The organism is Ferrimonas kyonanensis DSM 18153, from assembly GCF_000425405.1.
Classification (GTDB): domain Bacteria; phylum Pseudomonadota; class Gammaproteobacteria; order Enterobacterales; family Shewanellaceae; genus Ferrimonas; species Ferrimonas kyonanensis.
This window is the reverse complement of record NZ_KE384367.1, coordinates 39011-62940: the sequence shown is the minus strand read 5'-3', so window position 1 is coordinate 62940 and position 23930 is coordinate 39011. Positions and strand designations below refer to the sequence as shown.

Sequence of the window (23930 nt, the reverse complement as noted above, 5' to 3'; positions counted from 1 at the left end):
CGATGGCTTTAGTAAGTTACGCCGAATCGGCATTATCAATTGTTCCTCCTGTGGTGGCCATTGGCCTGGCGATCATCAGTCGACGCGTGCTGTTGTCACTGGGGCTGGGCATTCTCACCGGCATCCTGATGCTGGCGGACTTCTCGGTAACCACCATGGTGTCAGAGGTGGCCCGGCGGGCAACGGCTCTGGTATGGGAGGACGGCAGTTTCAGCAGTTGGAACCTGTACACCATCGGCTTCCTGCTGACCATGGGCATACTGATGGCCTTGATCTCGGTTTCCGGCGGCACCCGTGCCTTTGCCAAATGGGCCCGGGGGCGCATTCGCCACGGCCGGGATGCCAAACTGATGACGGTGTTTCTCGGTGCCATTATCTTTATCGATGACTACTTCAATGCCCTGCTGGTCGGCAACGTGGCCCGCCCGGTGACCGATCAGTACGGCATCTCCAGGGAAAAGTTGGCCTACTGCATCGATTCTACATCGGCCCCGGTGTGCGTGGTGTCGCCCATCTCCACCTGGGGCGCCTACATCATGTCGCTGCTGGCGGGACTGCTGGTGACCCATGGCATGGGGGACGTCAGCGCCCTGTCGGTGTTTGTGCAGATGATTCCAATGAATTTCTATGCCCTATTTTCGCTGCTGCTATTACTGTGCGTGCTCTGGTTTAATCTGGATCTCGGGGCCATGGCAGTTGCGGAACGGCGCGCGGCCCAGGGGCAATTGTGGGATCCGGCCAAGGGCATGCCGGCGGGGGAAGACCTGGGGCTACCGGATGCTCGCCGTGGCCGGGTGATGAACCTGATGGGGCCATTGGCACTGTTGATCTCATTGGTGGTGTGCCTGATGTTGTTGTCCGGTGACATGGCGCTGGCGGCCCAGGGGCTGGACTTTACCCTGATCGGAGCGTTGGAAAATGCCGCCGGCTCCTGGTCGATGTTCACCGCCGGCACCATTACCGTGGTGATCACCAGCCTGGCGATGATCGCCCAGGGCGTGCCTGTGTCGGTGTTGCTGCAGGCGATGGCGAAAGGGGTTCGCTCCATGGCGCCGGCGGTGTACATCCTGCTGATGGCCTGGACCATCGCCGGGGTGATCTCGGACTTGCAGACCGGCCACTACCTGGCCAGCCTGGCGGATGGGGCATTGCCCGTGGCCATGGTGCCGGCACTGATTTTCATTCTGTCGGCGCTGGCGGCGTTTTCCACCGGCACCAGCTATGGCACCTTTGCCATCATGTTGCCCATCGCCGCCAACCTGGCGGCGGTGCTGGAACCGTCGTTGATGCTGCCGGCGATGGCCTCGGTGCTGGCTGGTGGCGTGTTTGGCGATCACTGTTCCCCGATTTCAGATACCACCATCCTGTCATCCACCGGATCCGGCTGCCACCACATCGACCACGTGGCCACCCAGTTGCCGTACGCGGTGATGGCGGCGATCATTTCGGTACTGGGGTATCTGACTCTGGGAGTCACCGGGTCAGTCCTGGCCGGTTTGTTGGTGTCTGCCACCTTGCTGGTGGTGACGGTGGCGCTGCTTAAGCGGCGGGCCGCTGATCGAGGCCAGGTGGCGCTGGCCTGAAACCACCCATGGAGAGGGGCCGGGCTACGCAGTCTGGCCGAATAACGCAGAGAGAGGGTTATGGATTATTTTAACGTCGACAATGGCCAATTGATGGCAGAGCGGGTTTCGGTCACTGAGGCTGCCGAAGCTTATGGTACGCCGCTGTACCTGTATTCCCGAGCCACCATTGAGCGCCACTGGCAGGCTTTTACCGATGCCATGGCCGGACGGGACCATTTGATCTGCTATGCGGTCAAGGCCAACAGCAACCTGGCCATTTTAAACCTGATGGCGAGGCTGGGCAGCGGTTTTGACATCGTCTCTGGTGGCGAGCTGGCGCGGGTCATCGCCGCCGGTGGCGATGCCACCAAGGTGGTGTTTTCCGGTGTCGGCAAGACCGAGGCGGAGATGGAGTATGCCCTCAAGGCCGGCATTCACTGCTTTAATCTGGAGTCGGAACCTGAACTGGAGCGGCTGCAGCAGGTGGCGGCTCGACTCGGCCTGGTGGCGCCGGTGTCGCTGCGCATCAACCCGGACATCGATGCCAACAGTCACCCCTACATCTCCACTGGATTGAAGCAGAATAAGTTTGGCATTCCTACCAGCCAGGCGTTGCCGGTGTACCGGCGGGCGGCGGCCATGGACCACATTCAGGTGCTGGGCATGGATTGCCATATCGGCTCTCAGTTAACCGAGTCGCGGCCGTTTGTGGAGGCGTTGGAGCGGCTGTTGGCGCTCATGGACACCCTGGCTGAGGAGGGGATTGAGCTGGCACACCTGGATCTGGGCGGTGGTTTGGGTGTCAGCTACGGTCAGGAGACCCCGCCGTTGCCCACCGAATACGTGCAAGCGTTGTTGCCCACTCTGGGACAGCGAAAGCTGAAGCTGATTCTGGAGCCGGGACGGGCGATCATGGCCAATGCCGGCATTCTGGTGACTAAGGTGGAATACCTGAAACAGGGGGAAGACCGGGACTTCGCCATTGTCGATGCGGCCATGAACGATCTGTTGCGCCCCAGTCTGTACAACGCCTGGCAGGAGATAGTGCCGGTGACCGCCAGCCCGGCGTCGCCGCGTGCCTATGACGTGGTTGGCCCGGTGTGTGAGACCGGCGATTTTCTGGGTAAAAACCGGAAGTTGGCCATTGCCGCCGGAGACTATCTGGCGGTGCGTGGCGCCGGGGCTTATGGCTTTACCATGTCGTCCAACTACAACGGCCGTCCTCGAGCCGCAGAGGTGATGGCGGACGGTGACCGGATGCACCTGATTCGAGAGCGGGAGAAGCCGGAGCAGCTGTGGCGGGGAGAGCATTGCTTGCCCGAGGCCTGAGCCAAGCAGCACGCCCGCGTTCGCGGGCGTGTTCAGTTTTACGCTGGCAAAAGTCAGTCGTAGATGGTGGGGATCGGTTGGCGTTTGTGCTGAGTCGCTTTGTAGATGCTGATGATGCGTGCCTCGGCGCTGGCGTCGATGGCTTTGCCTTCCAGGAAGTCATCAATCTGATCGTAACTCAGTCCCAAGGCCACTTCGTCTTCCAGTTGGGGACGGTCCTCTTCGAGATCCGCCGTTGGCGCCTTGACCACCAGCCGCTCTGGTGCTCCCAGGTAGCCAGCCAGCTGCCGTACCTGGCGCTTGTTCAGGCCAAACAGCGGCGCCAGATCGCAGGCACCATCGCCGTGCTTGGTGTAGAAGCCAGTGACATTTTCGGCGCTGTGGTCTGTGCCAGCGACCAAGCCGCCCAGCAGACCGGCAATTTCATACTGGGCGACCATCCGCATACGGGCCTTGACGTTGCCCTTGACGAAATCCAGTTTGCTCTGGTCGTCGGTCAGCAATCCGGCGTCGCTCATGGCCGCCAGAGTGTCGGCGTGAATGCCATCCACCCCGGACTTCACATTGACGCTGATCTGCTTAGAGGGCTGAATGAAGCGGCAGGCCATCTGTGCCTCCTCTTCATCCTGCTGGATGCCGTAGGGTAGACGAACCGCGACAAATTGATAGTCCGCCTGTTCCCGGTCCTGATTGAGGCCATCGACGGCCAGTTGACACAGGCGGCCGGTGACGCTGGAGTCGACACCACCGCTGATCCCCAGAACCAGGGTGTGGCACCTGGCTTCTTTGAGTTTGGTTTGAATGAAGGCAACCCGGCGCTGAACCTCAAACTCTGGCTCGATGGCGGTCAGTACTTTCATCTCTCTGAGGATCTGTCCTTTCACTGTGTTACTCCCGTTGGACGCTGCCGATGTCAAAGTCGTTAATCTAACATCGGACGTGATAAGGGAAAAGCGCGGCGGTGGCTGTGGACGCCGAAGTTGACGCTGCTGATGCCGTGATCCAGCGTTGAAATACCGCTCATTCGCTGACGCTGGCGACTGCATGCCCAACCTGTCAGGGTGGGTGGGTGTCGCACTTCTGGGAAAGGTGTGATTCGTGTAATTCTGGGTGTTGCCGGGTTTGTGATTAAGCTCTCATTTGGTCGGGGTGGTGCATCAGGGTTGTTGATGGGGGTCATCATTAACCCTGATGCATTATCGAGTGACCGGCTTCTTGGCGATTAATTGCCTGGCTTCATGTCGAATGCATTCACGCACCGGGTTATCGGAGGAGTCTGCGCGCCAGACGAACGACAGGGTTCGGGCCATGTTCAAGCCGGGAACTTCCAATGCCACCAGTTCACCGCTTTCAATCTGAGTCGCGACATCCAGGTAGGGCAGGCAACTCAGGTAATAGCCCTTGGTGACCATGGTTCTCAGCACTGCCACGTGCTCATACTCTCGCCACACGTCCAGATCCGATACCAGCCCGTGGATGGCGCTGTCGAAAATCCGCCGGGTGCCGGCGCCGGGTTCACGCAGAATCCACTTGGCCTGTTCCAGTTGCGCCGCACTGATCTGTTTCTGACGGGCGAAGGGGTGGTGCTTGGCGGCGACGATCACCAGGTGGTCGTCGCACCAGACCTCATGGCAGATACGACTGTCGTCGCAGCGGCCTTCGATGATGCCCAGGTCGAACTGGTAATCCAAAACGCCATTGATCACCTTTTCGGTGTTTTTAACCGCAAGATCGATGCGTATTTCCGGAAAATCGTTGTCAATTTTGCTAATCAGTTCTGGCACCAGGTGCTCGGCGGCGGTTTGGCTGGCGGCCAGTTGAATCTCACCGCTGATCAGGTGTTGATCGTACAGGCCCAGCTCAATCTGGCGGGCGTCATGCAGTAGCTGTTTCGCTTTTGGCCGCAGCCAGCAGCCCCAGTGGGACAGCACCATGCGTTTGCCCTGGCGCTCAAACAGCGGCCGGCCCAAAGACTTCTCCAATTGAGACAGAGACATACTGGTCGCTGATTGTGTCAGTGACAGGGTGTTGGCGGCTTTGCTGACGCTGCCATGATCGGCGACGGCGTTAAAAACGGCCAGTTGCTTAAGGGAAAAGCGCACCGTTGCTGCTCCAGATTTGAGAGTTAATGAGGTTCATTCTGCATTGAAGCACAGCTGAGTCGAGTTATAAATTTTTCTGAACAAAACTGGAAGAAATATCAATTATCTCGCCACGATGAGACCTAATAAACTGTAACCGTAGAAAAAAATAAAACCTTTTCCACGTACCCACAGAGATGACGTTTGCACGCGGACGCAGATCCGTCGTCATCCCGACCTTGATGAGGTGGCCTATGCACGCACAGATGACCGTATCCCAGGTAATGCACACCCCGAATTTGGTGTTATCCCCGCAGCAATCGGTCACCGAGGCCCTGGACGCCCTGCTGGCGGCCGGTATCTCCGCTGCCCCGGTGGTGGGCAACGATGGTCGCCTGCTTGGTTTTTTGTCGGAGCATGATCTGCTGATCGACCTCTGGTGTTGTGACTACCAGCCGGACCAGCCGCTGACGGTGGCCGAGTTGATGCAGGCCGAGGTGGATGCCCTGGCGCCCGGGGACAACTTGATGCAGCTGGCGGAGACCATCTGTGTGGATGTGGGCTCGGTGTTCCCCACCTCCGATGGCGGCAGCGCCACCTCTCTGTGCGCCTTGCCTCTGCGTGAACGGGCCCGGCGCAGTCGCCAGTGGCGGCCCCACCACTACCCGGTAGTGGACCAGGGCCAACTGGTGGGAATGGTCAGCCGCCGGGATCTGATGCAGGCGCTGAGACCGCTGTACGCCGGGTGTGCCTGAATCGGGTCAACCGGGTCGAATGTTCTGGTTGACCCGGAAAACGTTATCCGGGTCGTAGCGGCGCTTAACCTGCCTCAGTCGCGGGTGATTGAGGCCGTAGGTGGCCTCGATGCGCTCCTGTCCCTCCTCCATCATAAAGTTGATGTAGGCGCCGCCACTGGAGTGAGGGTGCAGGGCTTGCCAGTAGTCCCGGGCCCACTGTTTGAGCTCGGCGGCTTTGGCCGGATCGGCATCGATGCCGGCGATCACCATTGACCAGGTGGCACTGCGGTTGGCCCAGGCGGTGTCCTCGGGGGCGACGTCGTGGACGGCACCGTCGATGGGGTACAGGTGCATCAGAGACAGCGCCGACGGGGCTTTGGCGGCATGGTGCAGGTGGATGTCGATGGCGTCGTCACTGAGCTGATTGAAAAAGTCGCCCTTCCAATACCACTGCAATCCCGGCGGCAGCAGGGGGTCAAACAGGGCTTGGATTGCCGGGAATGGCATGCTGCCCATGTGCTGGAACAGTGGTTCGGGCAGATCGTTGAGCATGGGGGCCAAAGCGGCTTTGGCCGCGGCTTCCGGGCCGTTGAAACAGGAGATCAGGGCGCAGATCTTTCGGTTCCAGATTGCCTCTGGAAATGGCGGGGACGGCGGTACCGTTTTCAGTCCCAGAAAAGTACACAGCGTCGGTGGTGCCGATGGCAGGAAGTCGCGATACCACTGCATAATGGTTCGGGCGTGCTCTACGGCCCAGAACACCGGACCGCCGTAGATCATCTGCACCGGCCTGGCCTGAAACTTGAATCGAACCACCACTCCGAAATTGCCTCCTCCCCCGCGCAGGGCCCAGAACAGATCCGGATGTCGATCGGCACTGGTGGTAATCATACTGCCGTCGGCCAACACCACATCGGCTTCCAGCAGGTGATCGACGGTGAGCCCATACTGGCGACTCAGATAGCCGTGACCGCCCCCTAAGGTGAGCCCTGCCACGCCGGTGGTGGACACGATCCCTGCTGGAACGGCCAGGCCAAAGGCGTGGCTGGCATGGTCCATGTCGCCCTGACTGCAACCGGGCTCTACGGTGACGGTGGCTTCATCGGGGTGCACCTGTACCGACTGCATCAGCCGCAGGTCGATGACCAATCCACCGTCGCAACTGCCCAGCCCGGGGCCATTATGCCCGCCACCGCGAATGGCGATAAGCAGATCGTGATTGCGGGCAAACTGCACCGAGGAGATGACGTCGGCGGCGTTGCGACATTGAACGATGACCGCCGGATGCTTGTCGATCATGGCGTTATACAGAGTCCTGGCATCGTGGTACTCCGGGTGACCAGGGTGCAGCAGGCGGCCACGTAATCCGGCTTCGAAGTCAGTGATGTCACTGGCGGTTGGCATGGGGTGTTCCTCGGGAAGCGAGCCTTTCCCAAGTCTAGGAGTCGTAGGGGGAGCCCTTAGTCTAGTTCGATATAAGGATTGAGCCGCGGGCTATGAAAGTTCAGACCTCGATGCTGAGTACCTGATAGGCCGGAGTTTCATAGGGGTGGGCTTGCTTCAGGGCGGCGATGATGTCCGGTTGCAGGGCCGCCTGAAACACCAGTTCCACCTTGTATTCCGGCTCCCGGTGCACCGCATCCTGTTGGCCGAGGAAGGGCTGGCTGCCGGCGAGGGGGCGAAATTGTCCCTGGCCCTCGGTAAACCAGCAGCAGCTGTCGTAGTCGCCGATGCGGCCGGCACCGGCATGAAACAGCGCCTCCAGCACCTGGTTGAGATGGGGCTTAGGTACGTAAAACTCCAGCTTTTTCATAGGCTCTCTCTCCTGCAGTGACCTGAGTGTACTGTAGCTCACTTCTTCGATCGCGGCGATGCGGGTTTAGTGGGTCTTTGCCACTGGCAATAAAAAAGGGAGGCCGAGGCCTCCCTTGGGTTTGCAAGGATGATTGGGTTAGCTGATGTAAGTCTGGCCGGCGTACACCACGAAGTGGCGCAGGGCCAGCACGCCCATGATGGTGCAGCAGGAAACGGTGATCAGAAACGGCTTGGTGTGTTTCCAGGATTTGGGGGCAAAGGTGTTGGCCACTACCGGCACCGCCAGTCCCAGACCGACGACACCAATCCAGAACACCTGAGCCCAGACACCGTGACTGATGGCGGCGGTGGCCGCCTGTGCCGCCGGGCCGGAGAAGTTCAGGCCAACAAACAGCAGCACCAGGCACAGGGCTTCGTTGAACGCCACCGGGTACTCGATGCGGTGCACCTGCTCGATGCAGTCCGACGGTTTTTTGCTAAAGAACAGGGTGGCCACCAGAATGTTGCCCGCCGAGCCCACCGACAGTGCCGAAGCCAGGAACAGCGCCGGCAACACCGCGGTGTTGAGGATCGGGTAGCTGATCATTGCCGACAGCAGGAAGCCGGTGTAGACGCCGACGCCGATGGCCAGGGCGAAAATCAACTTATTGAGCCCATTTTCCATGGAGCGGCAGAAGCCCAACAGTCCTTTCAGGGACGGCATCACCGACAGCAACGGTTTTTCAAACACCAGCGCCGCGTAGATGAACACCAGTGGAATGTACACCAGCAGCACCAACACCCCCCAGGCCATCACCGAGGTGAGGTTGTAGTTGAGCAGAATCAGGTAGAACTCAAACGGCTTGGTCAGGTCCAGCACTAACAAGGCCATGCCAGCACAGATGGCGGCGGGACCGATGATGGCCGATGCCTTGATGACCGGCAGGCCATCGACCGGCAGGCCGCGGCTTTGTTTGTACCAGCGCAGGCCGATGGCAACCAGCATGGAGCCGGCGGACAAGCCGGCCATAAACAGATAGACGGCGATGATCCAGTTCCAGACGACTGGATCGTATTGCTCCATAGAGCCCCAGACGTTGTTCATGCTTTGATTCCTCCCTTAGTGCCGGGAATGCGGTAAACCCGGGGCTTGGTGCCCAGGTGAGCCTTCTCTTGGTAATTCGGACGGGTATCCAGTAACTGGCTGACTTCACTGTTGGCATCGGCGGCATCGCCAAACACCAGTGCCTGGGTCGGACAGACACTGACACAGGCCGGCTGTTCGCCCCGGGCCAACCGGGTGTCCTTACAGAAGTTGCACTTGTCCGGCACTCGCGTTTCGGGGTTGATGAAGCGCACCTTATAGGGGCAGGCGGCGATGCAGTACTGGCAGCCGACGCACTTGTCCTTGTTGATGGTGATGATGCCATCGTCGCCGACGTAGGCGGCTCCGGTGGGGCATACCTTGACGCACGGGGCGTCTTCGCATTGCTGACAGGAGACGCGGCTGTAGTTGTAATGCAGGTTGGGGAAGTTGCCCATAGGCCCCTCAATGCGTACCTGCAGCCGGGTGACTGAATCCGGAATGCTGTTTTCGCTGCGGCAGGCCACGTTGCAAGCCTGACAACCGATGCACTTGTTTTCGTCGTGCACCATTACGTAACGTTTTTTCATGACCAACTCCGATTAGATCTTTTCCACTTTCACGCCGGTGGTGTGCAGGTTCATTCCCACAACCGGAGCGGTAACGTGTGGCAGCAGGTTGCCGCAATGCACCCCTTTGCCGTAGGCCCGGGCCAGCTCTTTGTTCTTGGAGCCAAAGCCCATGTAGGCAAACACGGTGTCCGGACGAATGCCCGGGGTCACCAGCGCGGTGCCCTCTTCACTGCCGATGTCGTTGTGCAGTCGAATGGCATCGCCACTCTGAATCCCCAGCAGACCGGCAGTCAGCGGATGCAGCCACACGGCGTTGTCGGACATCAGGTTGGACAGGAAGGGCACGTTGTGGGTAGCGCCGTTGGTGTGGATGGCGGTTTTTCCCTGAATGAAGAACAGCTCGTCGGCTTTCTTGAGGGTAACCTCGCGGTATTTGATCACTCCTCGTCCTGGTGCCATGGTTTCCACCTTGTCGGAGGAGAGTTCAATCTTGCCGCTGGGGGTCTTGAACTTCATGGCGCTGGCGTAGGTGCCGTCGGCGTCCACGGCGTGGGCGTTGGGGTAGGCGGCGGCGAATTTAGCCACCATTGACGGTTCACGCAGCATCAGCGGGGTGCCGAAGCTGACGTAGCCTTCCTGCTTGATTTTTTGCAGCAGCGGCACGTCCTTTTTCACCTGCAGCAACTGCAGGGTGTCCATGTTCTCCCAGGGGAAGAACTGGCCCAGGCCCAGTGCATCGGCGGCCTGTTTCCAAATCAACCAGGAGGGACGAGTGTCACCAATGGTTTCAACCACGGGCTGACGCACGTAGTAGGCCGGGTTTTTGCCGGACTTGTCGAAGATCTCTTCGTCCCGCTCCAGATAGGTGGACTCGGGCAACACCAGATCGGCGTAGGCGGCGGTTTCGCTGACGTAGACATCACAGCAGACCACAAACTCCATCGCTTCGATGGCTTTGACCACTCGGGCGCGGTCGGTCATGGTCTGCATCGGGTTGGTGCGGCTCATCACCCAGCCATGAATCTTATAGGGCTGGTTTTCCAGCGTGGCATCGAGGATGCTTTGATAGATGCCGCCGTTGGACCACAGCATGGCGAACTGCTTGTCCACCGAGTCGATGCGGGCCGCGGTGGGCTTAGGCATGCCGTTGACCTTGGGCTTGGCCAGGCCAGGTGTGACGTCGCCACCGGCGAACTTGTTATAGGTCTTGGCTTTCTTACCGGCGTACAGGCCACCTTTGCGTTCGATGTTGCCGATCAGCACGTTGGCGGCGAACAGCGCCCGGCGCAGTTCAAACTCTTCGGTGGTGAAGCTGGCACGGTGGCCGAAATCGACCACGGCATGGGGGGCCGCTGCGGCGTATTCATGGGCGATGCGGCGAATGTCCTCGGCCGGCACGTCACTGATGGATTCGGCCCATTCCGGGGTGTAGGCCTTCATCTCTTTGGCGAACGCGTCGAAGCCATTGACGTAGCGTTCGATGAAGGCTTTGTCGTACAGGTTGTCGTAAATCAGCACATGACACAGGGCCAGGGCTACGGTGACGTCGGTGCCGGGTTTAATGGCGTGCCATTCGCTGGCTTTATCGGCGACGATGGAGAATCGCGGTTCAAATACCACCAGTTTGGCACCGCGGTCGGCCTGGGCCTTCATCAGTCCGCGGGTCTCGGACATGTTGATGCCTTCGTACAGGTTATGGCCGAAGTTGATGATGTATTTGGAGTTGCTCAGATCCCGCTTCATCTTGGTGCCAAACATGGCCAGGGCGGCAATCTTGTAGCCGGACGGACAGGTGGAGCCATGGGTGAAGGTATTGGGGCTGCCAAAGGCTTTGGCCAGGTGGAACAGGTGCTTGTGGTTGGAGCCGGACTTAGAGGAGAAGGCCACGGCTTCTGGGCCATACTGCTGTTTGATGCGGCCCAGCTTGTCCGCCATCATGGCATAGGCTTCATCCCACTCGATCTCCTGCCACTTGCCTTCGCCGCGGGCGCCCACCCGTTTAATGGGTTTGACCAGGCGCTGCTTATCGTACAGCAGGCTGTGTCCGGCGCCGCCACGGGCGCAGACGGCACCACCGAAGGACTTGGCGTTGCTGTTGCCCAGAATCGACACGTTCTTACCGTTGACGATGCGGGCGGAAATCGGGCAGCGGGTGGAGCACATCTCACAGATGCTGTGAATGGCCTTGTCGGAGCCTTTGAGCATGGGCTGTTCAAAGGCGCCGAGAGTACCTGGCAGCATGCTGGCCAAGGCGCAGCCTGCGGTGCTGGCACCGGCACCTTTGATAAAGGTTCGCCGATCGAGTTTCATCTTCATTCCCCTTTTCGATGCTGAGCCCAACGGGCGTCAGTCGTGTCCGGCTGAGCCGGATGGATAGGTCATTGTGCTGTGGCTACTGTGTGTCTCAGGTCGGTGCCACAATTCGTTGTCAGCATCAGTTTTAAGCCGGGAACGGCCAGGGGGGTATTGTGGTAAACCACATATCGCCGCCGTGGGTGACGGGAGTGTGAGCTTGGCCACAGCGGCTTCGAGTGCCTAATTAATCGGCGTTGACGCGTCTATTGTGGGAAACCACATGGTGGCCAATTTAGTGGTATCAGGAACAGTTTTCGGCGGATTTGCGGCTTGAGTCACTCGCGAGTGCGTCGCCGGCAATGGCGTGGGGGATCAGTAGGGAAAACTGGCACCGGTGTCGATAATAGAGCGCAGCGCGATTTTCATTTTGGTGTGGTCGGCTTGCTGGCAGTCGGCGTTCCAATCCAGAGTGGACAACACCAGGTCGCACAACTCAAAGGCTTCCGTCAGCGGCAGGGCGCCCCAGGGGACAAATACGTGGTTGGAAAAGATCATGGTGCCACGGGAGATGACGGTCATTTTTCGAAAAACACTCAGGGCGTGCTCTTGGCTGGAAAGGATCTTCCCGGCTGCGATCCCCTGCAAAAACTGCTGCCGACGGTAGCCAATGATGCGGGTCATGGAGGCTTTCATGGCTTGAGCGGACTCTGAATCCGGGGCACCAAACAGCTGTCTATTGGTGCTGACGAGGTCGATGCCGGAGTTGTCCTTGTGCAGGGAACGAATGTAAAACTGAAAACAGGTGGTGCAGATGATCACCTCACGAAGATTCAGAGGTTCATGCTCCAGTTTCAGAACCAGTTCAAACACGGAGTTAATGGCCTGGTTATGCAAGTAGGCCAGCAGCTCCTCTTTTGAGCCGAAGTTGTTGTAGATGGTGCCGACCGACACCCCGGCACGTTGTGCGACGCCACCGAGAGAGAAACGAAATACGCCCTCTTCCCGAATCGCGGTCAGTGCGGTACGGGCAATCAGGTCTTTTTTATCTACTTTGCTCATGCCTGGTTTTCCTCTGGTCAATCGGGTGAGCGGGGACGCTCACTGCCGGTGTCGGCCTTTAGGCAGGGGAACACCGGCAGCGAGTCAGTCAATGTTAGTCTGTGTGACTCTGGTCTTGGTGGCAAGTGCCGCAGGCCCAGGGATCTGGCCAGGTTTTGTCGGTGTCGTAGTAGCTGTTGGTGGACACGTGACGGGCGCCGTAAGGGGAGAAGTTGCCCCAGTCATTGGGGTTGCGGGTGCCACCATCAATGATGTTGGCAATCCAGTCTTGCTCGTGCAGCAAGCGGTTGCTGCTGGCGGCACCGTGGTTTTTCAAGCCGGAGTCCGGTGCATGGCACCAATAGCAGGTGGCAATAGCACCATGCCCTTGTGGGGCGCCGTTGTTGCCGTGACAGGAGGCACAGTAGTAGGGCTGGACGTTGTCAAAGCCCTCGGCAGAGTTGACCGGCCAGGAGGAGCCGCCATGACCTTTAGGATCTTTCTGGTCGTTGTGACACTGAGTGCAGTCGGCGATCTTCCAGCCAAAGTGGGTTTGATTCAGCAGCGGGGCGTTGCCGGTCGAGTGATTCTTAGGTGGAATCTCCAGACGACGAACCGTGGCGGTATCGGCGGCAATGCTGCCTTCAGAGCCTGGAATGTTATTGGCAATTCGTGACTCATAGCGGTTGAAGTTAAAATCGTAGGACTCGTTGAGGTAGAACAGGAAGTCTTTGACATCAGGATCGCGGCCGATCGGATAGGGCATGATGGAGAAGCGTTCCATGCCATAGGGCATCTGGTAGGCGCTGAGCATATCAGGGACAAAGTAGCCGCCGCTGCCGTTGTTTTTAAAGTTGAGCAGGCACAGGCGGTCGGCCTGATAGGGGATGGACTGATCAACCCCGGGAATGGGAGTACCATTGCCAGCCAGGCGCTGCTCGCCATCGATATTGAATTTGCGACAATCCTGTACGTTGGCACCGAACTCGCCGGAGGAGAAAAAGCTGCCAAAGCCGATCATGATGCCGCCACCGGGAATGCCGCCGGCGGATTGGCCAAACAGCGGGGCTTTATCCAGGCCAAATTGATTGACGATGGCACCGGAGGAGAGAACCGGCCAGAACGAGAAGGCAAAGGTCGGAGTGCCCGGGTCGTCAACCAGAACGGTGCCGTCGTCGTTGGCGATGTGATCGTTGGCCGACAGAAAGATGTCCATCAGGGTGATGACACCGGGCTGATACATGTCGCTGCGCAAATTATGCGGCGTCACCTTCATGTGAGCGGCATAGGGAATTGGGGTTGGCAGGTTGTTGGGATCGTATACGTCGCCATCGAGGAAATAGGGCAGTTCCATAAAGGTGTAGGGACGCCCTTGTTCATCGATAGGGTAGGCCTGATCATTCGGTACATTGATTTTTCCGCCATTGGCGAGGTGGCGTTTGATGTCGTGTTTCATCAGCCACTCGCGCCGTTCGGTGTAGCCGGCAAGCTCAGGGAAGAATCGCAGTTCCTGATCTTCCCGGGCCAGGAAACGGTCAATTTGAATGTAATTCTGGCCGTTGAGAGTGGTGCGATCACCCTTGCCGTAACCTCGACTGTTATTGAATTTGAAATGCCAGCGATTGCTGTTGTAATACGCCGGGTACTGGCGATCATAGCGTTGTTCCAATGCCGGAGTGGCATCGTCTATCTCAGAGGTTGAGAATTGATTGTCGGACGCATCGAAGATGCCGTCGCCATTGACGTCCCAGTTCACTGTGAATTCATAGGTGTTGAGCTCAGACAGGGGGTAATCGTTGCCCTCAAAGTTATAAGGTACGGCGGTAATGGTGATCTCGAGATCGGAACGAAGGTAATCGACGTAGCGGAACACATCGAAGGCAGAGAAGTGCCCTTGTTGAAACAGGTCCGGCCTGGAAGTGCCTTTGGTCAGTGCGTCACCAACGTTATTTAGCCAAAGTTCTACGTCATCCAGATTAACCTCAAAAGTGGTTGGGTATTTTGAATTGATGCTGGGTTCGTGAGTGGCGATGCCCTGTGCCGCGGCATCATAATTGATGATAATGCCGTCGTTGTTTACATCGGCAAAATCGGAATCCGGCTCGGCGCCGCTGGCTCGGGCGCGTATCTGCAGCAACTTGGGATACTGGACGCCGTCAACGTCGATGAGGGTATTATTGCTGACGCAATCGGTGCCAAAGAAGCGCCCTTTATCCTGCTCGGTCAGGTCGTTGACCGACTTGCCCAACTGCTTTGCCGCCCTGATGGCAAAGGTGCCATCGGGATCTTTGGGGTAGAGTTGGGTGATGGCTCCGTTTTCGGCCACCTTGGTCACCGGGTTGCCATTGGCGTCGATGGCGCAGGCGTACATCCATTGCTGAACGCTGTTGATTCTTCGACCCAGAGAGATGGTGACGATGCCGGTAGACTCGCTCTTGCCATTGAGATCGATATAGCCCTGATCGACGTGCTTCCAGGCCGGGTTATCGGGACCGGCGGCGTTCGAGGGCGGTATTGCCACGGGTGGAAGTTCCGGTGCGACAGCTTGCGAGTCGGAATCGCTGTCGCAACCATTAAGGGTCAAAGACAGTATCCCGGCGAGAGCCAGGGCTGATTGTTTACGTTTCATAATGACATGGTACCTATATTAGGTTGCTATTATTGGTATGACAGATAACAGTGTGGTGAGTGTTGTTGGTATTAGAGCCAGCCTTCTTGTGCCGCAGACCAAATTAAATTTGGTTTGTTAATGGCACCAAAATACTTTTTGGCAATATCCAGGTGGTAATCAACCCCTCGGGTTGTCAGGTAAAGAACGTCCGATATTTCGCTGGTATTAAGACCCAGTGCCGTCAGTTGGATTACCATTTTTGTCTTTGTGCTTATCTTTCTTTTATTTTCAGGAACTGGATGCGCTTCAGCCCATAAGCTATTCACAACTTGCCATGCCCGTCGCTGGCTTGAGTGGTTGATACACAGCATCAGACCGCAGGATTCATCGCTAACACCGTTAGTAATTAAATAAAGACAATTAACCCCGAGAGAACGCACGGTTTGTTCTAGGTGTCGCGATTGTCCCTGCGCTCCGAAAAGTGTCATTAGCCTAATGGCGTATTTTCTTAGATCTTTGTGAGAGACCCAGTAATGGCTGCTTTTTAAAAAATCCATGTTGAATTGAGTAATGGATTGTTTATTCAATTCAAAATCAGAATGAGAACAGGTGTTTTCGTTTTTGAAAATAATCCAGTCCACACTTTCACCTGTTTTCGTTATTAAACCTCGATGATGAAAATGATACAGATAAGCGCCTTGGCCTTTGTGAATGCAGCTAACACCTTCGCTTACGACATCGAGCGGTAAGCCGGCTCGGTGCCTGGTGCACGTTCTGAGTGATTTTGAGGTAAACTTTTTCGATTGTCAGCGCCCGCCACGGGATCGGGGTCTCAATCTGTCTGAGGGCGGCGCTTGGTCATTCGATGGTTTTTGAGAAAGTGTCAGTATTGAGCAGAAGCAAGGCCGCCTAAAATTATAAGCTATTGAATATATGGGTCTTATATTCGATTTTTGGCTCGAGTAGCCGTTGTGATCCGCAGCACCCTGCCATCGACAGGCGTGGTCTTAGGCGCTCTCGGTGATAGCAACAGTGCGGTGGCGTGCGGGTAGGCGAACTGTGGTGAGACGGGGGGCAGAGCGGCTTTCCGGCAGAAAGCCGCCTTGGTGCGCAATCAGTTTTGTGGCTTCATGTAGCGGTCGAAGTTCTCGATGTAGTCGTCCATGTTGGCTTCCAGCATCTTGCGGTACTCTTCGATGTAGTATTCCATCATTTCGACCTTACGAACCGCCATCTCCTCTTTGGTTTTAAAGCCCGCAGCGCCAAACCAGGCGTTGTAACGGGCCACGCCCCACATAAAGGAGGCACTGACCTCGCCGGCTTCCACCTTGGGGTCTTTATTGTGGTCGTTGGCCAGGTGGATGTGGGCGTTGGCGCGGTCGTAGAAGCTGTTGTTGGAATCGGACATTGTTCGTTCTCGCTGTTGTTGTGCGGATCGGGGTTCGCAATCAGGTTTCTAACACTAGGGCGTTTGCCCGCAGGAAACCGTAATGACGTTCACAATAATGGATGTGATGGCGTTCGTCTATTCCTGCTTAAGCCGGTGGTTTTTCCGTATCAGACGATGGGGCGGCCTTTAGGCAGGCCGGGCAGATACTGCGCTCTGGCGAGCCCAGGAGAACAGCGATTGGGATCGGTTGTTCGCATTTGAAACACAGGCCAAAGTGTTGGCAGGGGAGGCGCATCAAAGCGGTCTGCAGTCGCTCGATGCGCAGGCGACAGCCACTTGCATCGTCCGGGCTGCAACGGTGCAGATCGTACTCCAGGGCAGCGATCTGCTCTCGAATCCGCTGTGCCAACTGTGCCTTGAGATGTTTATCGATGGGGAACTCTCCTTTACGGTTTAGGCTCTGCCGGGCGTCGGGGCAGAGTGATCTTCGCGGTACAGCCCCCTTGAGCCTGCTCGTTGTTGCGAATCTGGAATTGGCCGTGTTGTTCCTTTACCAGATCCGAGCAGATGGCCAGCCCCAGCCCCAGGCCATCGGATTTGGTGGTACTGAATGAGGCGATCATCGAGTCGGGATCCTGAGCAAAGCCCGGGCCGTTATCGATCACCAGCAGCCAGGCCTCATCATCGCTGAACTCCAGCCGGACCTCAATCTGACCGTGATGATCGGTTTCCATTTCAGACAGGGCATCGATGCTGTTTTTTATCAGGTTGATCAGTACCTGTTGCATGCCGACTTTATCGGCCTGTACGAAGTAGGGTTCACCTTTGACCTGAGTGCGAACGTCGATGTGGTGACGCTCCAGTTCCAGCTTCAACAGCGACAGGCTTTCATCCACCAGACTCAGCAGGTTGACGTTCATCAGTACGGTTTCCCTGCGCTTCAGTAGCCCCCGAATGCGATGTACGACGGCGCCTGCCCGCTCCGACTGCTGATTGATCTTATCCAGCAGTGCCAGCATCTCGGTGTCTGGTTGAGTTTGCCGTTTCAGCCGAACAATGCCCCCTTCGCTGTAGTTGGTGATGGCAGCAATGGGCTGATTGATCTCATGGGCCAGTCCGGCGCCAATCTCGCCCACCACCGCGGCACTGTGCAACCGCTCAAGCTGCACGGCTTTGCGTTTTAACTGGCGCTCGGTTTCCACCAGGGTGTCGCTCTTTTGGCGAAACTTGTACTCGATCCACAGGTGGTAGAAGGTAGCAATCAGGAACAGCAGTCCTGCCAGAATGCCCCATTTACGATTGGCCTCCAGCCAGGACAGAAACAGGTCCCACTTGCTGGTTTCCTGCTCCTGATAATGCAGGTCGGAAAACAGCTGAATCACTTTAAGTTGGCTGATGGGGGCGGTCCAGCCCAGGGTGCCGGCTTGAATGGCGGCCGGATCGTCCGGTGTGAGCGCGTACAGGGCGCCGGTGATCTGTTTGGTCACCGAACTGCTGACCTCCTCGCTGGCGGCGAAGGACCAGTTGGGGTACAGCTGGGTGCTGACCTGGCAGTCGTAGCCTGGAGGACGGCTGGGGTTGATAACGCGAAAGTCCTCCATGCGGATAACCCCTTTTTCCACCATCTCCTCCAGGGTGCAGAACGGAGTGATGGCGGCATCAATGTTTTTGTCTCGGACCTGAAAGATCAGTGGCCCCAGAGGAAAGCCGAGAAACTTCACTTCGTCGAAGAAATCGTCCGGATTCATCCCCAGCTTGTGCATCAGGCCGACGGTGGCCTGGTAGCCGCCCAGTGCGTGGCGGCCGCTGGCGGCAATGACCTTGCCCTTGAGATCGTACAACGTTCGGTAGTCACTGTCGGCGCGAACAATGATGGTGGAGCCAATCGCATAGGTGGTGCCGTTGTGTTTGCGCGAACGCATGGTGGCCAGCCACGACAGCGGGAATTGATTGGACAGAAACAGGTACTGACCCGGGTTGGTGACGATGAACTGAATCTCGCCGGCGCCAAGGGCGGTGTTGAGTTCCTCGAACGAGCCGGGGCGAACGGTGAAGTGGGCCCCATCGACCCGGTCCGACAGGTAGTCCATCATCGGTTTCCAGCGCTCTTCGGCCTGGCGATAGCCCCAGTTGGCCAGCACTCCGACCTGCAGGTGCTGCTCCTCAGCCTCGCCACTTTGGCGGGCCAGCGCACACTCTATACGACACAGGCTGATGAGGGTAAGGGCAAACAACAGTGGCAGCAGCGGTTTCACAGGGGACCTTGCAATGGCTGGACAATGGTTTAACCATAAGGCAGGTCGAGGTTAAATCAATGTGAAGCGATTCAAAGTTACTGCTTTTTATCTCGCTTATTGATGGGAACTGAGATATCACTCTATAAGAGACAACTGTATTAGGAATTTCTATGACCTTGAGTGCCGACACGCCGGTGTACCTGGTGGATGATGATGCCGCCATTCTCGATTCGCTGAGTTTCCTGATGGAGGGCTACGGGGTGACACTGACCGGCTTTCAGCGGGGCGCCGAGTTCCTGAGGCAGGTGGACTTGTCTCAGCCTGGCTGCGTCATTCTCGATAGCCGCATGCCTCAACTGAGCGGGCAGGAGCTGCATCAGAAATTAAATGATGCCCACAGTCCACTGGCGGTGATTTTTCTGACTGGTCACGGTGATGTGCCGATGGCGGTGGAGGCGTTGAAAAACGGCGCTTTCGATTTCTTTCAGAAACCGGTGCAGGGCAAGGCGCTGTATGAAGCCATCGAACGGGGTGTGGGCCACAGCCTGAAACTGCATCACGACCTGCAGCAACTGGCGCTGCTGAATGAGTTGACCGAGCGTGAGCAGCAGGTGTTCCGGCTGGTGATTAATGGCCATACTAACAAGCAGATGGCCGATACCCTGTTTGTGTCGGTGCGCACCATCGAGGTGCATCGTTCTAACGTGATGAAAAAGCTCAATGCCAGCAATATGGCAGGGTTGCTGAAGTTCTCCTCGCTGCTTGAGGGAGAGCATCACTGAGGCTAACCTCAGCCCACGAATGGAGGGCTATGGGTTTAAACGATCAAATCGGTAGCCCCCCTGGTTGCCGCCCCAGATAAAGTTGTGGTCGGCATCGTAGCCCCGGGCCCACTTCACCACCCTGTCGCGGTAGACGCTGATCTCGATGGTGGTGTAGCTGGCGCCGTACATTTTGCTGGTGCAGGTACCAATTCGGGTCTGTCCATGGTAACGCTGCTTATCAGCCTGCCAGCGCAGGTAGACTTCACAGCCGCTTCGAGGCGTAATTTGCTCAGGGGTCAGGGGCGCCAAACGGGCGGGGTAGCGCCAGGCCTGCATGTAGCGTTGCGGCTGGTTTAGGGTATAGGGCGTGTAGGTGAACTGGCCTGGGGCGGTTTGCTGCAGCCGCAGCACTCTTTGACGATAGGGGCGTTCCGGCCGTTTGACCGACGCTTGTTCCATGTACAGCCAGGGGGCCTCGCTGCTTGGCCAGACAGACACGGTATGCAGTTGCAGGTGGAAGTAGTTTTCCAGTTGCTGTGATTGCTGTTCGCTGCTGAAGTTGCCCTGTAACCATTGGCTTAGGGTCGCCAAATCCCCCGCTGTTTGGGCGTTCGCGGTCAGTGGCAGCATCAACAGTAAGCTGACCAGGAGCTTCATCAAGGCCAATTCCATGCATCAAAGTTGAAATGGGATTGTTACACATTGTGGCAAGCTTGCGGGCTGAGCGAGGGCAAAAATTTCGCGTTATGCGGTAAAGCGCACACGGGAGAGGGCGTCGGAGCAGAAAGAAAAATCCCCCGCACAACCGGGTTGTGCGGGGGAGCGCCTGGATAATGTTGGCTGGCCAATTGGATGATAAGTTGGCGAGCGATAATTCGGTACAATGGCGTCTTAGTAATCGGAGTCCGGCTCACTGACTGCTGGATTCCGTTGACTGGTACCCTCGTGCCAGTATCGGGCCTTTGGTACGGCTCTGAGACTGAAACGATTGCTCCTTTTCGCCTAAACAGGGAAGGCGAAGTAGAGATAGTAACAAAACAAAAGCCTGAAAAGTCGCCAGTTTGCGGCTCTGTGAACTTTGTTGTTGGTGCGTTAGTGGCTGGCTTGTGGCGGTCACAAATATGTGCATAAGTGTGATCTGTTTGGGGTGGGGTTTGGTGGAATTCTGGGCTGAAATGGAAAGCGTCTACTGTAAATCCGCCGCCGTTGTCGGTTCACTCCCCTCCCTGGGCGTGAATGGCGAGTCACTTCAATAACAAAATTATGCTGTCTTAGCCTGGATGGGGCCCAGCACTCGCAGTCGCAGTGTGTCATAGATCCAGTTGAATGCGATGGCGTACACCAGGAAGAACAGCACAAAGCCGATATCCAGCATCAGTACCTGCCAGAACCCCATCTGCAGAATCCACATCAGCATTGGTAGAGACACCGCCATAAAGCCCACTTCAAATCCCAGCCCATGACCCAGACGAATCATCGGTGTGCGGGTCTCACGATTGCTGCCGAAGCAGCGGTCGAACATCAGGTTGTAGACATAGTTCCAGGCCATGGCCAACAGCGACATGGCGATGGCGGCCCAGGTCATGCTGTGGCCGGCTCCGGTAACCAGGCTGCCAAGGTTAATCACGATAACCAGAGCAATCAGCTCAAACATCAGCGAATGAAAAATGCGTTCTTTGGTGGACATAATCGGCTCCTAAAAATCACTATGCGGCCATTTTATTTTCTTTTAAGATGGATGAAAGTTAGTAGCTATCGGTTTTGTAGATATGTATACCCTGGAACAGCTGCGCATGTTCGTGGCGGCGGCAGAGCAGGGGTCGTTTTCAGCGGCGGCCCGCAAACTGGGAAAAGCGCAATCGGTGGTCAGTCAGGGCATTGCCAACCTGGAGATCGATCTGAACCTGACCCTGTTCGATCGCCAGGGGCGATCACCGGTGCTGACTAAAGAAGGACGAGTGCTGTTTGAGCAAACCCAAATGCTGATGCTGCATCATCAGCGGCTGCAAAGCAGCGCCTTGAGTCTGAGTGCCGGTGAGGAGAGTCATCTGGTGCTGGCCCTGGACGAAGTGCTGATGATGCCGGGACTGGAGTCCATCCTGGCAGAGTTTACCCGGCAATTTGGCTCGACCTCGCTGGAGTTTCTGACGGTGGCCAGCCCGGATGTGGTGTCTTTGGTGGACCAGGGGCGGGCTCACCTGGGGCTGATGTTTTCCCAGATCCCCTATCCGGCAGAGTTGGATGCCAGCTACATCGGCAGTCTACCGTTTCAGGCGGTGGTGTCCCCGGACCACCCTCTGGTGGGGGAGTCGAACCTGACCTTGAGTTGCCTAAGTGGTCATCGTCAACTGCAGGTTCGGGGCACTCAGGGCAAGCCGTTGGTGGATTTTCCTGTGGTGAGTCAGGATTGCTGGGGATCCAACAATTTCTACATGACCGCTGAGTTAGCTTGTCGCGGCTTTGGCTGGGGTTATGTGCCCAGTCACCTGGTGCAAGATCCGGCTTTTTCGCAGCGACTGGTGGCGCTGAATATGCCGTCTGATTCTCAACAATGGCAGGTGCCGGTGGATCTGGTGACCCGTCCCGAAGCGGGCTTCGGCCCGGCGTTGCAGTGGTTGAGCCTGTCGTTAAAAGGATTGCTGGTCGCCGGAGGAGCCTCGGAGCGGTGACCATAAAAAAAGCCTGCGTCTGCAGGCTTTTCTACTTGGTGGTTGAGGTTAACCTTCCAGGCCCTGACTGCGCAGGTACTCATCGTAGGTGCCGTGGAAGTCGGTGATGCCGTCTGCCTTCAGCTCGATGATGCGGGTGGCCACCGAGGACACAAACTGACGGTCGTGGGAAACGAACAGCAGGGTGCCCGGATAGTTTTCCAGTGACAGGTTCAACGCCTCAATGGACTCCATGTCCATGTGGTTGGTGGGCTCGTCCATCACCAGGATGTTGGGCTTTTGCATCATCAGCTTGCCAAACAGCATTCGGCCCTGCTCTCCGCCAGAGATCACCTTGGTGGATTTCTTGATTTCGTTCTGGGAGAACAGCATCCGTCCCAGGAAGGAGCGGATGGTCTGTTCGTCGGCGCCTTCGGTGGACCACTGTGCCATCCAGTCGAACAGATTCATATCTTGTTCGAAGTCGGCGGCGTGATCCTGGGCGTAGTAGCCGATGTTGTGGTTTTCAGACCATTTAATGGTACCGGCTTTGGGTGCCATCTGCCCCACCAGGGTGTTGAGCAGGGTGGATTTACCGACACCGTTCTGGCCGATGATGGCGATGCGCTCGCCCACTTCCACCCGTAGATCCAGACCACTGAACAGCAGTTCGTCGTAGCCCTGAGACAGGCCTTCCACCTCCAGGGCGGTCCGGAACAGCTTCTTCTCTTGCTCAAAGCGGATAAACGGCGACTGGCGGCTGGAGGCTTTCACTTCGTCCAACTGAATCTTATCGATCTGCTTGGCCCGTGAGGTGGCCTGGCGCGCCTTAGAGGCGTTGGCAGAGAAGCGGCTGACAAAGCTCTGCAGTTCGGCAATCTGGGCTTTCTTCTTGGCGTTGTCCGCCAGCAGACGCTCGCGGGCCTGTTCGGCGGCGGTCATGTATTCGTCGTAGTTGCCGTGGTACAGGCGCAGCTCACCGTAGTCGATGTCGGCCATGTGAGTGCAGACACCGTTTAGGAAGTGACGATCGTGCGAGATGATGATCATGGTGCAGTTGCGCTCGTTCAGCACCTCTTCCAGCCAATGAATGGTGTGGATGTCCAGGTTGTTGGTGGGTTCGTCCAGCAGCATGATGTCGGGATCAGCAAACAGCACCTGTGCCAGCAGCACTCGCACTTTCAGGCCCGGGGCCACGGCACTCATCAGGCCAAAGTGCTGCTCCTCGGGAATGCCCAGCCCCATCAGCAGTTCGCCGGCGCGGGCTTCGGCGGAGTAGCCGTCCATCTCGGCAAATTGCACTTCCAGATCCGCCACCTTCATGCCTTCCTCTTCCGACATCTCTGGCAGGCTGTAGATGCGATCCCGCTCCGCTTTCACTTCCCACATCTCTTTGTGGCCCATGATCACGGTGTCGATGACGCTGTACTCTTCGAACGCCCACTGATCCTGGCCCAGCTTGGCCATGCGGGTGTTGGCTTCCAGGCTCACATTACCGGCAGAAGGCTCCAGCTCACCGGAGAGGATCTTCATAAAGGTCGACTTGCCACAGCCGTTGGCGCCGATCAGGCCGTAGCGGTTGCCGCCGCCAAACTTGGCGTTGATGTTTTCGAACAACGGCTTGGCGCCGAACTGCATGGTAATGTTTGAGCTGATGATCAAGGTGGTGGTCCCGGACTAGAAAATGGAAAAAACGCCGCAGAGTACCTGTCCAGCAGGGTTTGTGCAAGTTTTGGGCGCCATCAACCCGTGAGAGTGGAAAAAACGCTGTTGGCAGACAGAGCG

General features: G+C 57.3%; 21 protein-coding genes. 6 read left to right on the top strand and 15 right to left on the bottom strand.

What is annotated here, in order from left to right; translation table 11 throughout:
- Positions 1 to 2 precede the first annotated feature (2 nt).
- A complete protein-coding gene (locus H598_RS0120120) occupies positions 3 to 1583 on the top strand; it encodes a Na+/H+ antiporter NhaC family protein (RefSeq protein WP_028114613.1) in 1581 nt (526 codons plus the stop codon).
- Between the two features lie 60 nt (positions 1584 to 1643).
- Positions 1644 to 2894: a diaminopimelate decarboxylase gene (gene lysA / locus H598_RS0120115; protein WP_028114612.1), complete on the top strand. Its 1251-nt coding sequence runs from the start codon at positions 1644 to 1646 to the stop codon at positions 2892 to 2894.
- A 53-nt stretch (positions 2895 to 2947) separates the two neighbouring features.
- Here the strand turns inward: lysA and nadE are convergent, their stop codons facing one another.
- Together nadE and H598_RS0120105 are read right to left on the bottom strand one after the other, a co-directional pair.
- On the bottom strand, positions 2948 to 3778 hold the full coding sequence (gene nadE / locus H598_RS0120110; protein WP_028114611.1) for an ammonia-dependent NAD(+) synthetase: 831 nt from the start codon (positions 3776 to 3778) through the stop codon (positions 2948 to 2950).
- Between the two features lie 312 nt (positions 3779 to 4090).
- Positions 4091 to 4996, bottom strand: coding sequence for a LysR substrate-binding domain-containing protein (locus H598_RS0120105; RefSeq protein ID WP_028114610.1), 906 nt, complete (start codon positions 4994 to 4996; stop codon positions 4091 to 4093).
- Positions 4997 to 5229: 233 nt separating this feature from the next.
- Here H598_RS0120105 and H598_RS0120100 point away from each other — a divergent pair, with 233 nt between their 5' ends.
- The gene (locus H598_RS0120100; RefSeq protein ID WP_028114609.1) at positions 5230 to 5730 is read left to right on the top strand and encodes a CBS domain-containing protein; all 501 of its coding nucleotides are present in this window, start codon (positions 5230 to 5232) and stop codon (positions 5728 to 5730) included.
- A 6-nt stretch (positions 5731 to 5736) separates the two neighbouring features.
- Here H598_RS0120100 and H598_RS0120095 read toward each other — a convergent pair whose 3' ends face one another.
- From H598_RS0120095 to H598_RS0120055, 9 genes are all read right to left on the bottom strand, one after another.
- Entirely contained in the window at positions 5737 to 7116 is a 1380-nt protein-coding gene (locus tag H598_RS0120095; protein WP_028114608.1) for an FAD-binding oxidoreductase, read from the bottom strand.
- A gap of 100 nt (positions 7117 to 7216) precedes the next feature.
- On the bottom strand, positions 7217 to 7525 hold the full coding sequence (locus H598_RS0120090) for a YqfO family protein (RefSeq protein WP_028114607.1): 309 nt from the start codon (positions 7523 to 7525) through the stop codon (positions 7217 to 7219).
- 138 nt (positions 7526 to 7663) lie between these two features.
- A complete protein-coding gene (nrfD, locus tag H598_RS0120085; RefSeq protein ID WP_028114606.1) occupies positions 7664 to 8611 on the bottom strand; it encodes an NrfD/PsrC family molybdoenzyme membrane anchor subunit in 948 nt (315 codons plus the stop codon).
- The gene (locus H598_RS25100) at positions 8608 to 9180 is read right to left on the bottom strand and encodes a 4Fe-4S dicluster domain-containing protein (RefSeq protein ID WP_035416328.1); all 573 of its coding nucleotides are present in this window, start codon (positions 9178 to 9180) and stop codon (positions 8608 to 8610) included. The genes nrfD and H598_RS25100 overlap by 4 nt, the downstream gene beginning before the upstream one ends.
- 12 nt (positions 9181 to 9192) lie before the next feature.
- A complete protein-coding gene (gene phsA / locus H598_RS0120075) occupies positions 9193 to 11472 on the bottom strand; it encodes a thiosulfate reductase PhsA (RefSeq protein ID WP_028114605.1) in 2280 nt (759 codons plus the stop codon).
- A gap of 357 nt (positions 11473 to 11829) precedes the next feature.
- The gene (locus tag H598_RS0120070) at positions 11830 to 12516 is read right to left on the bottom strand and encodes a TetR/AcrR family transcriptional regulator (RefSeq protein ID WP_028114604.1); all 687 of its coding nucleotides are present in this window, start codon (positions 12514 to 12516) and stop codon (positions 11830 to 11832) included.
- A 94-nt stretch (positions 12517 to 12610) separates the two neighbouring features.
- Positions 12611 to 15016 carry a hypothetical protein gene (locus H598_RS0120065; protein ID WP_028114603.1) on the bottom strand — a complete coding sequence of 802 codons (2406 nt, stop codon included), beginning with the start codon at positions 15014 to 15016 and terminating at the stop codon, positions 12611 to 12613.
- A 179-nt stretch (positions 15017 to 15195) separates the two neighbouring features.
- Positions 15196 to 15747 (bottom strand): helix-turn-helix transcriptional regulator, encoded by a 552-nt coding sequence (locus H598_RS26655; RefSeq protein WP_156897122.1) that lies wholly within the window; start codon positions 15745 to 15747, stop codon positions 15196 to 15198.
- Between the two features lie 473 nt (positions 15748 to 16220).
- Positions 16221 to 16514: a DUF3144 domain-containing protein gene (locus H598_RS0120055; protein ID WP_028114602.1), complete on the bottom strand. Its 294-nt coding sequence runs from the start codon at positions 16512 to 16514 to the stop codon at positions 16221 to 16223.
- Between the two features lie 229 nt (positions 16515 to 16743).
- Between H598_RS0120055 and H598_RS26810 the strand changes: the two genes are divergently transcribed.
- Positions 16744 to 16953 carry a hypothetical protein gene (locus H598_RS26810; protein WP_028114601.1) on the top strand — a complete coding sequence of 70 codons (210 nt, stop codon included), beginning with the start codon at positions 16744 to 16746 and terminating at the stop codon, positions 16951 to 16953.
- On the opposite strand, the gene H598_RS0120045 is transcribed toward H598_RS26810, so the two are convergent.
- Positions 16943 to 18751: a sensor histidine kinase gene (locus H598_RS0120045; RefSeq protein ID WP_028114600.1), complete on the bottom strand. Its 1809-nt coding sequence runs from the start codon at positions 18749 to 18751 to the stop codon at positions 16943 to 16945. The two genes, H598_RS26810 and H598_RS0120045, sit on opposite strands and share 11 nt — an antisense overlap.
- Before the next feature lie 158 nt (positions 18752 to 18909).
- Here H598_RS0120045 and H598_RS0120040 point away from each other — a divergent pair, with 158 nt between their 5' ends.
- Positions 18910 to 19515, top strand: coding sequence for a response regulator transcription factor (locus tag H598_RS0120040; RefSeq protein WP_371878141.1), 606 nt, complete (start codon positions 18910 to 18912; stop codon positions 19513 to 19515).
- A gap of 27 nt (positions 19516 to 19542) precedes the next feature.
- Here the strand turns inward: H598_RS0120040 and H598_RS0120035 are convergent, their stop codons facing one another.
- Both H598_RS0120035 and H598_RS0120030 read right to left on the bottom strand, forming a co-directional pair.
- Positions 19543 to 20154 carry a chromophore lyase CpcT/CpeT gene (locus H598_RS0120035; RefSeq protein ID WP_028114598.1) on the bottom strand — a complete coding sequence of 204 codons (612 nt, stop codon included), beginning with the start codon at positions 20152 to 20154 and terminating at the stop codon, positions 19543 to 19545.
- 604 nt (positions 20155 to 20758) lie between these two features.
- Positions 20759 to 21184 (bottom strand): PACE efflux transporter, encoded by a 426-nt coding sequence (locus H598_RS0120030; protein ID WP_028114597.1) that lies wholly within the window; start codon positions 21182 to 21184, stop codon positions 20759 to 20761.
- Between the two features lie 82 nt (positions 21185 to 21266).
- Here H598_RS0120030 and H598_RS0120025 point away from each other — a divergent pair, with 82 nt between their 5' ends.
- Positions 21267 to 22166: a LysR family transcriptional regulator gene (locus H598_RS0120025; RefSeq protein ID WP_028114596.1), complete on the top strand. Its 900-nt coding sequence runs from the start codon at positions 21267 to 21269 to the stop codon at positions 22164 to 22166.
- A 48-nt stretch (positions 22167 to 22214) separates the two neighbouring features.
- Here the strand turns inward: H598_RS0120025 and H598_RS0120020 are convergent, their stop codons facing one another.
- A complete protein-coding gene (locus H598_RS0120020; protein WP_028114595.1) occupies positions 22215 to 23807 on the bottom strand; it encodes an ABC-F family ATPase in 1593 nt (530 codons plus the stop codon).
- Between the last annotated feature and the right edge of the window lie 123 nt (positions 23808 to 23930).